General features: G+C 59.7%; 15 protein-coding genes and 1 pseudogene. 10 read left to right on the forward strand and 6 right to left on the reverse strand.

The window, feature by feature from the left end:
• The first annotated feature begins 104 nt into the window (after positions 1–104).
• Positions 105–578, forward strand: coding sequence for a transcription elongation factor GreB (greB, locus tag FW764_RS11650; RefSeq protein WP_446434055.1), 474 nt, complete (start codon positions 105–107; stop codon positions 576–578).
• Positions 579–619: 41 nt separating this feature from the next.
• Here the strand turns inward: greB and FW764_RS11655 are convergent, their stop codons facing one another.
• Together FW764_RS11655 and FW764_RS11660 are read right to left on the reverse strand one after the other, a co-directional pair.
• Positions 620–3,130 carry an ABC transporter permease gene (locus FW764_RS11655; protein WP_446434056.1) on the reverse strand — a complete coding sequence of 837 codons (2,511 nt, stop codon included), beginning with the start codon at positions 3,128–3,130 and terminating at the stop codon, positions 620–622.
• Positions 3,130–3,813, reverse strand: coding sequence for an ABC transporter ATP-binding protein (locus FW764_RS11660; protein WP_005786391.1), 684 nt, complete (start codon positions 3,811–3,813; stop codon positions 3,130–3,132). Before FW764_RS11660 ends, FW764_RS11655 begins: the two co-directional genes overlap by 1 nt.
• Before the next feature lie 10 nt (positions 3,814–3,823).
• Between FW764_RS11660 and FW764_RS11665 the strand changes: the two genes are divergently transcribed.
• The 3 genes from FW764_RS11665 (at position 3,824) to FW764_RS11675 (ending at position 5,834) form a co-directional block, all read left to right on the forward strand.
• Complete coding sequence (locus tag FW764_RS11665) at positions 3,824–4,429, forward strand: arylesterase (RefSeq protein ID WP_446434057.1); 606 nt, start codon at positions 3,824–3,826, stop codon at positions 4,427–4,429.
• Between the two features lie 58 nt (positions 4,430–4,487).
• Complete coding sequence (locus FW764_RS11670; RefSeq protein ID WP_058414681.1) at positions 4,488–4,778, forward strand: hypothetical protein; 291 nt, start codon at positions 4,488–4,490, stop codon at positions 4,776–4,778.
• Positions 4,779–4,862: 84 nt separating this feature from the next.
• A complete protein-coding gene (locus FW764_RS11675) occupies positions 4,863–5,834 on the forward strand; it encodes a L,D-transpeptidase family protein (RefSeq protein WP_446434058.1) in 972 nt (323 codons plus the stop codon).
• Positions 5,835–5,968: 134 nt separating this feature from the next.
• On the opposite strand, the gene oprI is transcribed toward FW764_RS11675, so the two are convergent.
• Entirely contained in the window at positions 5,969–6,220 is a 252-nt protein-coding gene (gene oprI, locus FW764_RS11680; RefSeq protein WP_003172710.1) for an outer membrane lipoprotei OprI, read from the reverse strand.
• Positions 6,221–6,829: 609 nt separating this feature from the next.
• Between oprI and FW764_RS11685 the strand changes: the two genes are divergently transcribed.
• Positions 6,830–7,111, forward strand: a complete 282-nt coding sequence (locus FW764_RS11685; RefSeq protein ID WP_049709309.1) for a GNAT family N-acetyltransferase — start codon at positions 6,830–6,832, stop codon at positions 7,109–7,111.
• Between the two features lie 64 nt (positions 7,112–7,175).
• Here the strand turns inward: FW764_RS11685 and FW764_RS11690 are convergent, their stop codons facing one another.
• Both FW764_RS11690 and FW764_RS11695 read right to left on the reverse strand, forming a co-directional pair.
• Positions 7,176–8,252: a 3-deoxy-7-phosphoheptulonate synthase gene (locus FW764_RS11690; protein WP_446434059.1), complete on the reverse strand. Its 1,077-nt coding sequence runs from the start codon at positions 8,250–8,252 to the stop codon at positions 7,176–7,178.
• Between the two features lie 130 nt (positions 8,253–8,382).
• Positions 8,383–8,817, reverse strand: a complete 435-nt coding sequence (locus tag FW764_RS11695; protein ID WP_446434060.1) for a PilZ domain-containing protein — start codon at positions 8,815–8,817, stop codon at positions 8,383–8,385.
• On the opposite strand from FW764_RS11695, the gene FW764_RS11700 reads away from it, so the two are divergent.
• From FW764_RS11700 to cysB, 5 genes and pseudogenes are all read left to right on the forward strand, one after another.
• Positions 8,816–9,202: a thioredoxin gene (locus FW764_RS11700; protein WP_446434061.1), complete on the forward strand. Its 387-nt coding sequence runs from the start codon at positions 8,816–8,818 to the stop codon at positions 9,200–9,202. The two genes, FW764_RS11695 and FW764_RS11700, sit on opposite strands and share 2 nt — an antisense overlap.
• Complete coding sequence (locus FW764_RS11705; protein WP_446434062.1) at positions 9,199–10,161, forward strand: putative 2-dehydropantoate 2-reductase; 963 nt, start codon at positions 9,199–9,201, stop codon at positions 10,159–10,161. Before FW764_RS11700 ends, FW764_RS11705 begins: the two co-directional genes overlap by 4 nt.
• A gap of 177 nt (positions 10,162–10,338) precedes the next feature.
• A pseudogene (locus FW764_RS11710) lies at positions 10,339–10,572 on the forward strand (5'-nucleotidase); the annotation flags it as partial.
• Between the two features lie 66 nt (positions 10,573–10,638).
• On the forward strand, positions 10,639–11,139 hold the full coding sequence (locus FW764_RS11715) for a universal stress protein (protein WP_446434063.1): 501 nt from the start codon (positions 10,639–10,641) through the stop codon (positions 11,137–11,139).
• A 103-nt stretch (positions 11,140–11,242) separates the two neighbouring features.
• Positions 11,243–12,217, forward strand: a complete 975-nt coding sequence (gene cysB / locus FW764_RS11720) for an HTH-type transcriptional regulator CysB (protein ID WP_003189876.1) — start codon at positions 11,243–11,245, stop codon at positions 12,215–12,217.
• Positions 12,218–12,222: 5 nt separating this feature from the next.
• On the opposite strand, the gene FW764_RS11725 is transcribed toward cysB, so the two are convergent.
• A complete protein-coding gene (locus FW764_RS11725; RefSeq protein WP_446434064.1) occupies positions 12,223–12,705 on the reverse strand; it encodes a GreA/GreB family elongation factor in 483 nt (160 codons plus the stop codon).
• Positions 12,706–12,710: the final 5 nt, after the last annotated feature.

Consider the following 12,710-nt stretch of genomic DNA (forward strand, 5'->3'; position numbering starts at 1 on the left):
GCTACTTTCCTAGGTTCATTTATCATCAACCCCCGCCAGCCGACGCCAAGGCATGAAGCCGCGGCATATCGGCACCATTGGACATTGCCTGGGGATGCAAGCGTTTGAGTACCAAGCTGATTACCAAAGAAGGTCATGAAGCGCTGAAGAAAGAGCTGGATTACCTGTGGCGTGAAAAACGCCCGGACACCACCCGCAAGGTGACCTGGGCGGCTTCCCTGGGGGATCGCAGCGAGAACGCGGATTACCAATACAACAAGAAGCTGCTGCGTGAGATTGATCGGCGGGTGCGCTATTTGCGCAAGCGTCTGGAAGACATGCGGGTAGTGGAATACATGCCGGAGCAGGAAGGGAAGGTGTTCTTCGGCGCGTGGGTCGATATCGAAAACGAGCAGGGCGAAACCAAGCGTTTCCGTATCGTCGGCTATGACGAAATTTATGAGCGCATGGACTATATCTCCATCGATTCACCGATGGCGCGGGCTCTGCTGCGTAAGGAAGTTGACGATGAGGCCATCGTGCAGACTCCGACCGGCGAAGTGTGCTGGTGGATTACTGGTATCGAGTATGTAAGGTAGACGATGGCCGGCACGTTAACGCGAGCTGACCATCGGTTGTTTCAGCCTTCGCGTAACACCGTCAACGGGCTGGCATTCAGCGCACGGCGCGTACCGAATACTCCGGCACCGCCGATCAGCACGGCACCGATCACCGGCAACAGTAACAGCCACGGGTGGGGGTGCCAGGCCAGGTCAAACGCATAGCGGTACAGCACCCATGTCACCAGTTCCGTGCCCAGTGCTGCCAGCAGGCCGCTGACCGCGCCCAGCAAGCCAAACTCGATGCGCCGCGCCTTGACCAGCAACTTGCGTTCTGCACCCAGCGCACGTAACAGCGCACCTTGGCGAATCCGTTCGTCCAGGGTGGCCTGCAAGCCGGAAAATAGCACCGCCATCCCGGCAGCCAATACGAACAACAACACGTATTCCACCGCCAGGGTCACTTGGGCGAGGATACTGCGCAGTTGTTCCAGCAAGGCCTCGACCTGCAGGATGGTCACCGCCGGAAACGCTCGGGACAGGTCGACGATCTGCTGATCATGGCCGGGCGCCAGGTAGAAGCTGGTCAGATAGGTCGCGGGCAGGTCTTTCAAGGTTCCGGGTTGGAAGATCATGAAGAAGTTGGGCTGGAAGTTATCCCAGTTGATCGTCCGCAGGCTGGTGACGCGCGCTTCGCGGTTCTCCCCGCCCACGGTGAACACCAGATGATCGTTGAGCTTGAGCTTCAAGCTTTCAGCGACTTTGGCTTCCACCGACACTCCCGGGATGTCATCGCTCGGTTGCTGCGACCACCACGAACCTGCGGTCAGCACGTTACCCGGCGGCAGGTCGGCAGCCCACGTCAGGCTTAAGTCACGCTGCACGGCACGGTCACCGCTGGAGTCTTTACTGACGATCTGCTGCACCGGCTCGCCATTGATGCTGATCAGGCGGCCCGGCACCACCGGGTACAGCGGCGCCGCTTGTGCTTGCACGTCCAGCAGTCGGGCGCCAAAGGCCTCCTTGTCGGCTGGCAGGATGTTCAGGGCGAAGTAGTTGGGAGCGTCCTTGGGCAGCTGGTTTTGCCAGGTGTCGAGTAATTCGCCGCGCAGCAGGGCGATCAAGCCCATGGACAGCAGGATCAAACCAAACGCCAGGGACTGCCCAGCCGCTGCCAGTGGATGACGCAGCAACTGGCCCAAGCCCAGGCGCCAGGGCAGGGTAGCGCGCGCCAATAAGCGCCGCAGGCTTTGCAGCAACAACAGCAGCAAGCCGCCGAGGATCAGCGCAGCCACTACACCGCCGCCCAGTAACGCGAAGGTCAGTACCAGGTCGAGGCTCAGTCGCCACATGATTAGGCCGAGCGCGAACAGTGCCGCGCCGTAAACCATCCAGGTACTGGAAGGGATCGGTAGCAGGTCGCGACGTAATACGCGCAACGGTGGCACCCGGCCCAGCGCCGCCAACGGCGGCAGGGCGAAGCCTGCAAGGGCGACCAGGCCGGTGCCGATGCCAGCAACCGCCGGCAGCAACCCACCGGGTGGCACGTCTGCCGGTAGCAAGTCACGCAGGAAATAGAACAGGCCAAATTGCGCCAGCCAGCCGAGCAGGGCGCCGGCCAGGCTTGCTACCAGGCCCAGCGCGCTTAGTTGCAGGCTGAACAGCAACATCGCTTCGCGGCGTGACAAACCGAGGCAGCGAAGGAGTGCACTGGCGTCGAAACGGCGGCTGGCAAAGCGGTTGGCCGACAGTGCCACGGCCACCCCGGCGAGTAACACTGCGACGAGGCTGGCCATGTTCAGGTAGCGTTCGGCCTTACCCAGTGCTCCGCCGATTTGCTGGTTGCCGTCACGCGAATCCTGCAAGCGCTGGTTGGCGGCGAGCCCCGGTTTGATCAGCTCGCGATAGGTTTGCAGCGCCGTACTGCCTTGGGGCGCACGCCACAATTCGCGGTAGCTCACGCGGCTGCCGGGCTGAACCACGCCGGTAGCGTCCAGGTCCGCCAGGTTGATCATCACCCTTGGCGTGAGGCTGTAGAAGTTGCCAGCGCGGTCGGGCTCATACGTCAATATGCGCGTCAGATGCAGGGACTTCATGCCGACATCAATGCTGTCGCCGACCTTCAGATTCAGCGCCGTCAGCAACCGTGCTTCTACCCAGGCTTCGCCGGGTTTGGGGCCACCTCCGGGGGTTTCGGTACCGAAGGGATCTGCGGCACTTTTCAGCTCGCCACGCAGCGGGTATTGCGCGTTGACCGCCTTGATACTGGAGAGTTGGATGCCGTTATCCGTGGCGATAACGCTGGAGAACTCGACGATGCGTGCGTGATCCAGGCCCAATTCGGTCCCGGATTTGATTTGCTCGGGCCGGGCCGGCGAGCTGCCTTCGAGTACCAGGTCGGCACCGAGAAACTCGGTGGCACGCAATAGCATGGCGCTGTTGAGGCGCGCGCCAAAATAGCCGATGGCAGTGCTGGCTGCCACGGCCACCACCAGGGCGAAGAACAATACGCGCAACTCGCCGGCGCGGGCGTCGCGCAGCAGTTGACGCATGGCAAGGCTGAACAGACGCAACAGCGGCAAATGTGCCATCAAGGCTCCAGGGGCGCGACCATCAGGCCAGCTTCAAGGCGGATCAGGCGTCGGCAACGGTGGGCCAGGCGCTCGTCATGGGTCACCAGCACCAGGGTCGTGCCGCTCTCTTTATTGAGTTCGAACAGTAGGTCGCTGATGCGCTCACCGGTGTGGCTGTCGAGGTTGCCGGTGGGTTCATCGGCGAACAGCACGTCCGGCTCGGCGGCAAATGCCCGGGCGATGGCGACCCGTTGTTGCTCACCGCCGGATAGCTGGCGTGGCGAATGGGTCAGCCTTTGGCCCAAGCCCACGCGTTCCAGCAGGTGCCTGGCGCGCTCGCGGGCGTCTTTGCGGCCGTCCAGCTCCAGCGGCAGCATGACGTTTTCCAGGGCGTTGAGGCTGTCGAGCAGTTGGAAAGATTGAAAGACAAACCCCACGTGCTCGGCGCGAATGCGCGCGCGCTGGTCTTCGTCGAGGGTGCTCAAGGCTTGCCCGGCGAGGGTGACTTCGCCGCTGCTGGGCAGGTCGAGGCCGGCCAGCAGGCCGAGGAGGGTGGATTTGCCGGAACCGGAGCTGCCGACGATAGCCAGGCTATCGCCTTTGTTCAGTTCCAGGCTCAGTTCGTGCAGGATAGTCAGTTCACCTTCCGCGCTGGGAACCACTTTGCTAAGGTTTCGCGCGGTGAGAATGCTTGCGCCCATGGAGAATCCGATGCGAATGTGGTTTTTGAGTGCTGGCCTGGCCTTGATGTGCATGGCCCAGAACGCAGCGGCGGGTACAGTCCTGATCGTTGGCGATAGTATCAGTGCCGGTTTCGGACTGGATACCAGCAAAGGGTGGGTAGCGTTGTTGGAACAACGGCTCAAGAGCGAAGGTTTCGACGATAAGGTGGTCAACGCTTCCATCAGCGGTGACACCAGTGCTGGAGGCTTGGCGCGCCTGCCTGCGGCACTTGCAGAGCATAAGCCAGACGTCGTGATCCTTGAGTTGGGCGGCAATGATGGCCTGCGCGGTCAGCCGCCGGCCCAATTGAAACAAAATCTTGCATCGATGATTGACCAGTCCAAGGCCGGTGGTGCCAAGGTGCTGCTGTTGGGCATGCAGTTGCCACCTAATTACGGGCCGAAATACACCACGGCATTTGCCGAGGTGTACGGGGCCTTAGCCAAGGAGAAAAGTATCCCGTGGGTGCCGTTTTTTCTTGAGGGAGTCGGTGGCCACCCGGAACTGATGCAGGCGGATCAGCTTCACCCGGCGGTCGGCGCGCAAGGCAAGTTGCTGGAAAATGTCTGGCCGACGCTAAAACCGCTGCTATGACGCTTTTCTACCGGCAGGCTTTCGGCTAAGGTGGCGCCCCCCCGATCTGGAGCCCCCGATGTCGCGCCCTGCCTGGTCCCTGTTCAACTACCAACTGATCGAGCCTGACGAGCAGCTGGATCTGTTCGCCTGCCAGGAAGTCCGGGTGCATCTGGTCGCGCGTCAACTGGAGCTGGGTGGCTCCATCGACCGTACGCTCTGCGGCACCTTGCTGCCTGCGCAACCGCGCTGGTCGTCGGTGGATCGCTCGATCTTCCAGGACCAGCGGCTGTGCCCGCTGTGCCGTGCCATTCTTGAATCGCAAAAGCGCGGCACGCCGCTGATCTGGCCGGAACTGCGCTTCGAGTAGTCGCTGGGCGGGTGGATGCTTGACGCTCGCTTCACGTATACAATCAGTTTTTTCCTACCCGTCGTTCTGCGAAGGATTTTCCGGATGTTGTCGCGCCTTTCCGTCGTTACCTGCTGGCTGTCTCTCGCTGCCCTCTGTGCAGCTGGGTCGGCATCAGCCTTGCAGTTGCCCCTGCCACCGCCGGGTGAAGACATTGTGGGTCAGGTCCAGGTGATCAAGGCCAAATACGAAGACACCTTTGCTGACCTGGGCACCACTTATGACCTGGGCTATTCGGAGATGGTTGCGGCCAACCCGGGCGTTGATGCCTGGTTGCCCGGCGCAGGCACCGACATTGTGCTGCCCACACGGTTTATCCTACCTCCCGGCCCGCGCGAAGGCATTGTGATCAACCTGGCGGAATACCGGCTCTACTACTATCCCAAAGGCCAGAATGTGGTTTACACGTTTCCGTTGGGTATTGGCCGTGAAGGCTGGGGCTCGCCAGTTGCGCACACTACCATCACCGGCAAGATTCCCAACCCGACCTGGACACCTCCCGCGTCGATCAAGGCCGAGCACGCTGCCAATGGCGATCCACTGCCTAACGTAGTGCCAGCCGGGCCGGACAACCCGCTGGGGCCGTTCAAGTTCATCTTGGGCACGCCGGGTTACTTGATCCACGGTTCCAATATGAAATTTGGTATCGGCACACGTACAAGCCATGGCTGCTTCCGCATGTTCAACAACAATGTGCTGGAAATGGCCGACATGGTGCCGGTCGGCACGTCGGTGCGCATCATCAACGATGCCTACAAGTTCGGCAGCAGTGGCGGCAGGGTCTACCTCGAAGCGCATACGCCGTTGAACGACGACGGCACACCGTCAGTGGTCGACAAGCACACTGCGGTCATCAACGCCCTGCTCAAACGCGAAGACCTGGCCAACAACCTGCGGGTGAACTGGGATCAGGTGCGTGACGTGGTCGCGGCCGAAGATGGTCTGCCCACGGAGATTGGTGTGCCGGGTGGTAATGCACCGGTTGCGTCCAGCGCACCGGTCGATCTGCAGCAATAAGCCTGTGACTCAAACGCCCGCTTCGGCCTTGCGCTGTGGCGGGCTTTTTATTGCTTGGTTTTCAGGGCGCAATTGCAGGCAATAAAAAAGCCGACCCAAGAATGGATCGGCTTGATAACAACCCCGAGGGATTATTACTTGCGGCTTGCTTTTTCAAGCATGCGCAGAGCGCGCTCGTTAGCTTCGTCAGCAGTCTGTTGTGCTTTTTGAGCAGCAGCCAGAGCTTCATCAGCTTTACGGTAGGCTTCGTCTGCACGAGCCTGGGAGCGAGCTGCTGCGTCTTCAGTTGCAGTCAGACGAGCTTCGGTTTCTTTGGAGACGCTGCTGCAACCGGTAGCCAGAACTGCGGCCAGAGCCAGAGCAGAGAATTTCAGAACGTTGTTCATCGTGTTCCCCTTCAAGGACTTTCTATTAAATGGCTACTTTCTCAGGGTGAGCTGATAGCCGGCGTACATACTACTCATTACTTGTAGTAAGTAAACTGACGTAGCGCAAGAAGCAAAAAAAATTCTTGTGCCGTATCTATTTTGGCTAATCCTTTGGAGGATTGTATAAAAACTGTCCAGTTTTTTTCATTTTGCCGGGAACTGGATCCGTGCTGAAAGGTCCGGCCCGCATGTGTCAAGCCAGGGAAACGGGTAAAAATTTATATATCGAGGTTGACACTTTTTTTACTTGGCCTTTACCTCACCCTGCATCTTTTGCGCATGTAGAGGTGACTTTAAGAGCGGCAGTTCGTCTCAAGCTTCAATTGCCGGCAATGTTCAGGCATTGATCGCAGAGTGATCGATGCCCTTTCTGTAACCTCCAGCGGCGGGAATAGCGAGTGCGCCTTGAGCAATCGCAGGATTGGTGCCTACTATTCCCTACGTGCTGGTTGTGAGCGCTATAGGTTTTCTCGTTGTCGAAACCGGCACGGGGTGGCGTAGATGTTCCTTCGCCGGAAAAACATCGGTAAGGTAGGGGTCGAAATCCAAGACCCGCGAGGAGTAGTGATGAGCGAGGCGTTGTCCATCCACCATGACCAGGCAGGTCATCAGTTCGAGACCAATGTGGACGGTCATCGTGCCTATCTGACCTATATGGACCTCGGTAAACAGACACTGGATATCTATCGCACCTTTGTGCCCAATGCGTTGCGCGGTCGCGGCATTGCTGCGGCGTTGACCGAAGAAGCGTTGAAGTTCGCCGAACAGGCCGGGTATACGGTGATCCCTTCGTGCTCTTACGTAGAGCGCTACATGGAGCGCCACCAGCGCCATGCCGCCAAGCTGTAACGTATCGGCTGCACCACGAAAAACGCCGGGCTAAGCCCGGCGTTTTTGTGTGCGCAGTTTGAGGTCAGGTGCGTTTGCGTTTCGGCAATACGTCCTTGAGCTTGGTGTGCATGCTGCGCAGGGTGGTTTCGGTGGCGGACCAGTCGATGCAGGCATCGGTGATCGACACGCCATACTGCAAGTCGGCCAGGTCTTTCGGAATCGCCTGGCAGCCCCAATTCAGATGGCTCTCGACCATCAGGCCGATAATCGACTGGTTGCCTTCGAGGATCTGGTTGGCGACGTTCTCCATCACCAGCGGCTGCAGGGCCGGGTCCTTGTTGGAGTTGGCGTGGCTGCAGTCGACCATGATGTTCGGCTTGATCTTGGCCTTGTTCAGTGCCTGCTCACACAGCGCAACGCTGACCGAATCATAGTTGGGCTTGCCGTTGCCGCCGCGTAACACCACGTGACCATAGGCGTTACCCTTGGTGGTGACGATGGACACGCCACCTTCCTGGTTGATACCCAGGAAACGGTGCGGGCTGGACACCGACTGCAGCGCGTTGATCGCGACCGTCAGGCCGCCATCGGTGCCGTTCTTGAAGCCTACGGCCGAAGACAGGCCGGACGCCATTTCGCGGTGGGTCTGGGACTCGGTGGTGCGCGCGCCGATGGCCGACCAGCTGATCAGGTCCTGCAGGTACTGCGGGGAGATCGGGTCGAGGGCTTCGGTGGCGGTGGGCAGGCCCATTTCTGCCAGGTCCAGCAGCAACTGACGACCGATGTGCAAACCGTCCTGAATCTTGAACGAGTCGTCCAGGTACGGGTCGTTGATCAAGCCTTTCCAGCCGACGGTGGTGCGCGGTTTCTCGAAATAGACGCGCATCACCAGGTACAAGGTGTCCGACACTTCCGCCGCCAGCACCTTGAGGCGCTCGGCGTATTCGTGGGCAGCTTTTAGGTCGTGGATCGAGCAAGGGCCGATCACCACAAAGAGGCGGTGGTCGGTGCCGTCGAGAATGTCACGGATAACTTCGCGGCCCTTGGTCACGGTCTGCAGGGCAGCATCACTCAGGGGGATTTCGCGCTTGAGCTGATCAGGAGTGATCAGGGTCTCGTTGGATTCGACGTTTAGGTCATTGATCGGTAAATCAGCCATCGTGTTACTCGCCAGGGTCACGGGTGCCGGCCGCCAGCCATCCCCGTGCGGCGGGCACAGCATGATTTGAATACAGGGGGGAGGAACCTTAGCGCGTAATACGGGCCCGCGACAATGGGCAAAGCCGGGTTTAATCCAGCGCCGGCGCCACAAAAGCCTCGTGGGAGAATTCGCCAGCATGGCGCGAGACCCACTCGCGGGCCATGGCTTCGAGTTGCGTAGGCGTCGGCTCAGCGTGTTCGTGCAGGCGGCAGTAGCGTTCGATCTGGCACACTTGCTCGCCCATGCGCGCACCGAACAAGGCGTGTTCATCGGTAAAAGAAATACCGATGCGATAGCTGTTCTCGACTTTGCGGCACCAGGCTACATAGCCTGGATAACGGGCGCTGGCGCCCAGGGACGGAATGCGTAAATCAACGGCCGTACCCTGGCGCCACGCACGCGGGCAATTGCAGGCGACGCCGCCTAGGCCGATAGTGTGCAGGCGTTGGCGGGGAATGGCAGGAGCGGGACGTTGGATTAACTCGACAGCGACATCATCAGGGTGAGGTAAAAAACGACCCATGTACACGGACTCCGAGCACCGTCCAGTTGACGGCAGTGGCAGCAGTATAGTGAAGGAACTGGAATTGACCGACCTGGATATTGACCAGCAACTGCTGGGATTGCCAGGTATTTCGCTTTTGGTGTTCACCAGTGTCGGCTGTTCCAGTTGCCGCTGGGCACGCCAGCAACTGCCAGGTTGGCGCTTGCCGGTAGACCGCGTGTGCTGGGTGGATGCCGGGCACAACGGCGGTGCGGTCGAGCGCTACCAGATCTTTCATTTGCCCGCGTTGTTCCTCGTGTGCGAGGGTCAGTTCCTTGGGCGATTACAGACGCATCTTACGCTTGCCGACCTTACCGAAGCGGTGAATGACGCACTCACCCGCACACCCGAGGATTTGCCATGACCACAGTTGCATCCCCCGCCCCACGCATTGGCATTATCGGCACCGGTGCCATCGGTGGGTTCTACGGCATGATGCTGGCGCGTGCCGGGTTCGATGTGCACTTCCTGTTGCGCAGCGAATACGCAGCGGTCAACGAGCACGGTCTGCACCTCAACAGCACGCTGCATGGCACCTTGCACCTGCACCCGGTGCAGGCCTATGCCCGCGCCGCTGATATGCCGGTGTGCGATTGGTTGCTGGTAGGCACTAAATCCACCGGCAACGTGGACCTCGCGCCGACCCTCGCCCAGGTCGCCGCGCCGGACGCTAAAGTGGTGCTGTTGCAAAACGGCCTTGACGTCGAAGACAGCCTGCGCGCGCACTTGCCGCCGTCGCTGCACTTGCTGGGTGGCCTGTGCTACATCGGCGTGCACCGCTCCGCACCGGGCGTCGTTGAGCATCAAGCCTTGGGCCGGGTCAATCTTGGCTATCACAGTGGCATGGCGGCCAACGATGAGGCGCGCCGGCAGGCGATTGTCGAAGAGGGCGCGACACTGTTTCACCGGGCCGGCATTGACTCCCAGGCCATGGCCAGCGTGCACCTGGCCCGTTGGCACAAGTTGGTGTGGAATGTGCCGTATAACGGCCTTTCAGTGTTGTTGGGCGCCGGTACCACGGCAATGATGGCCGATGAATCCAGCCGCGAGTTGATCCAGGCATTGATGGCGGAAGTGGTGAAGGGCGCCCACGCCTGTGGCCATGAAATTCCTGCCAGCTACGCCGAGCAGATGTTCGCCATGACCGAAACCATGGACGACTATCTGCCCAGCATGTTCCACGACCATGTGCACAAACGCCCGCTGGAGCTGGCGGCGATTTACGCCCGACCATTGGCCGCTGCGAAGGCGGCGGGCTGTGAATTGCCACGTATGCAGGCGCTGTACCAAGCCTTGAGTTTTATTGATCGGCGCAACCGCTGATTCGGGGGAAACACCGTGGCGAGGGGATTGGGCGACAAGCTGGTGCTGGCGATTTCGTCGCGGGTACTGTTCGACTTGATCCTTATCTGGCGGCGTTTGGTTGCCATCTGTTTCTATCGCCCCATGCGCAAGACGTGCGCAGTGCGCTGGTTTTGCTGCGGCGACCATTCTGTCGGGCGGCACGCGCCGTCCCACGAGCGGGTGACCCGTGCCGTGCCCGAGTGGGACATCCGCCTGGATGAATCGCTGTTCCTCGCAGGCCTGGATACATCCACGTTTCTGGAGTCGTTCGGCGCTGATGTGTTTTTCGATGACCAGGCCGGTCGTTGCGAGAAAGCCAGGGAGGTGGTCGCCACCGGGCATGTGCCCCATGGCATCAGTCATGAGTTGAAAATCCACACCGAGAGCTAAGTCGAAGTCCCGTAGGCGCTGCTAAGCTCATTCAATCCCCGCCATCCTGGCCGTCCAGGAGGTTTTATGATTCGTTCGATGCTGTACGCCACGGACCTCGGTCTGTATGCGCCCTATGTCATGCAACATGCGCTGGCACTGGCCCGAACGTTCAAGGCGGATTTGTATGTGATTCATGTGGTCGAGCCGATGGGGCTGTTCGCCGAATCGGTGTTGCAGAGCTACCTTGATGAGAAGGCCTTAAGTGAATGGCAAAGCCAGGGGCTGAGCACGGTGATGGCGACCATCGAGCAGCGCGTGCTGGACAGTTTTCGCGAGGAGTTAGGGGAGCAGGAGCAAGACTTGAAATTGATTCGTTCGGTGCGGGTGATCCAGGGGGACCCGTGCGAGGTGATTCTCGACCAACTGCGTAAGCTTCCCGTCGACCTGTTGATCGTAGGTAGTCATAGCCACGCAACCGCTGCGGCCACACCGCTTGGGCGTACGGCGGCGAGGGTGCTGCAACTGGCGACAGTGCCGGTTTATATGGTGCCTTCGTTGCAACGTCGACGCGGTGAGGACAACTGATCGGTAAAAACGATAAAAAGTTCTAGATTTATCTGTCTAACCTTTAATATAGTTATATATCGTCGCTGATACCCGTGGCGTCTATCTGCTTTGAGGGACACATATGAAGCTTCAACAACTGCGCTACATCTGGGAAGTGGCGCACCACGACCTCAACGTTTCCGCTACCGCTCAAAGCCTTTACACCTCGCAACCCGGTATCAGCAAGCAAATCCGCCTACTCGAAGACGAGCTGGGCGTTGAGGTGTTCGCGCGCAGCGGCAAGCACCTGACCCGCGTCACCCCGGCCGGCGAACGCATTATCACCACCGCCGGCGAGATCCTGCGTAAAGTCGAGAGCATCAAGCAGATCGCCCAGGAATTCTCCAACGAGAAAAAGGGCACCCTGTCGATCGCCACCACACACACCCAAGCGCGTTATGCCTTGCCGCCGGTGATCCGCGACTTCATCAAGCAATACCCGGACGTCGCCCTGCACATGCACCAAGGTTCGCCGATGCAGATCGCTGAGATGGCCGCAGACGGCACCGTCGATTTCGCCATCGCCACCGAAGCCTTGGAGCTGTTTGGCGACCTGGTGATGATGCCGTGCTACCGCTGGAACCGTTGCGTCGTCGTGCCCCAAGGTCACCCACTGGCCAAGTTGCCGAAGCTCACCTTGGAAGCCCTGGCGGAATACCCGATCGTGACGTACGTGTTTGGTTTTACCGGCCGTTCCAAGCTCGACGAAGCCTTCAGCCATCGCGGTCTCACACCGAAAGTAGTGTTCACCGCCGCTGACGCCGACGTCATCAAAACTTATGTGCGCCTGGGCTTGGGCGTGGGGATTGTCGCCAAGATGGCGGTCGACACTAATCTCGATAAAGACCTGGTGGTACTCGACGCCAGCGAGCTGTTTGAGTCCAGCGTGACCAAGATCGGCTTCCGCCGGGGCACGTTCCTGCGCGGTTTCATGTGCGACTTCATCGAGAAATTCGCGCCGCACCTGACCCGCGAAGTCATGGCCAAGGCGATCCAGTGCCATAACAAGCAGGAACTGGAAGAGCTGTTCGACGGCGTAGAATTGCCCGTCCACTGAGTGGCTTATCGGGCCTCGGTAACCGTAAAGTGTTGCCGAGCGCCCGCCACCAGAATCTCCACCTCATCCCCTTCGAACTTGCCCAGCAGGCTTTTGCCCAGAGGCGAGCGCGGGGTGATGACGGTCACCGGTTGCCCCACCACGTCAACTTTCAAGCCTGCCGCATCGGGCGCCAAAAACAACCATTGCTGGCGACTGTTCTCGTCTTCCAGGCCCAGCAGCGCGCCGACTTCTATGCCGCGCTGATCATCGTAGGCACGTAGTTGCAGGTTCTGACACAGCACCAGCGATTGTTTGATTTCCTCGACACGCTTGGCTTGCCCGGCCGCAAGGTAGGAAGCTTCCAGCCCGAGTGTGTCGTATTTGTTTTCGGCGATGTTTTCTTCGTGGGTCGCGGTTTCGTAAGCGGTCTGCGCAGCACGTTGGGCGATGTCGAGGTCGACGCTGAGTTTGTCCAGAATCAACTGGAGGACGGCGTACTTATTCATGGTCA

The organism is Pseudomonas sp. 1152_12 (assembly GCF_052850675.1).

Excerpts from the sequence above, each read along its gene's own strand:
- FW764_RS11665 (WP_446434057.1), top strand. The coding sequence starts at position 3,824 with ATGCGAATGTGGTTTTTGAGTGCTGGCCTGGCCTTGATGTGCATGGCC.
- FW764_RS11700 (WP_446434061.1), top strand. The coding sequence starts at position 8,816 with ATGTACACGGACTCCGAGCACCGTCCAGTTGACGGCAGTGGCAGCAGT.
- FW764_RS11655 (WP_446434056.1), bottom strand. The coding sequence starts at position 3,130 with ATGGCACATTTGCCGCTGTTGCGTCTGTTCAGCCTTGCCATGCGTCAA.
- FW764_RS11705 (WP_446434062.1), top strand. The coding sequence starts at position 9,199 with ATGACCACAGTTGCATCCCCCGCCCCACGCATTGGCATTATCGGCACC.
- FW764_RS11690 (WP_446434059.1), bottom strand. The coding sequence starts at position 8,252 with ATGGCTGATTTACCGATCAATGACCTAAACGTCGAATCCAACGAGACC.
- FW764_RS11685 (WP_049709309.1), top strand. The coding sequence starts at position 6,830 with ATGAGCGAGGCGTTGTCCATCCACCATGACCAGGCAGGTCATCAGTTC.
- FW764_RS11660 (WP_005786391.1), bottom strand. The coding sequence starts at position 3,813 with ATGGGCGCAAGCATTCTCACCGCGCGAAACCTTAGCAAAGTGGTTCCC.
- FW764_RS11675 (WP_446434058.1), top strand. The coding sequence starts at position 4,863 with ATGTTGTCGCGCCTTTCCGTCGTTACCTGCTGGCTGTCTCTCGCTGCC.
- oprI (WP_003172710.1), bottom strand. The coding sequence starts at position 6,220 with ATGAACAACGTTCTGAAATTCTCTGCTCTGGCTCTGGCCGCAGTTCTG.
- FW764_RS11715 (WP_446434063.1), top strand. The coding sequence starts at position 10,639 with ATGATTCGTTCGATGCTGTACGCCACGGACCTCGGTCTGTATGCGCCC.
- FW764_RS11725 (WP_446434064.1), bottom strand. The coding sequence starts at position 12,705 with ATGAATAAGTACGCCGTCCTCCAGTTGATTCTGGACAAACTCAGCGTC.
- FW764_RS11670 (WP_058414681.1), top strand. The coding sequence starts at position 4,488 with ATGTCGCGCCCTGCCTGGTCCCTGTTCAACTACCAACTGATCGAGCCT.
- cysB (WP_003189876.1), top strand. The coding sequence starts at position 11,243 with ATGAAGCTTCAACAACTGCGCTACATCTGGGAAGTGGCGCACCACGAC.
- FW764_RS11695 (WP_446434060.1), bottom strand. The coding sequence starts at position 8,817 with ATGGGTCGTTTTTTACCTCACCCTGATGATGTCGCTGTCGAGTTAATC.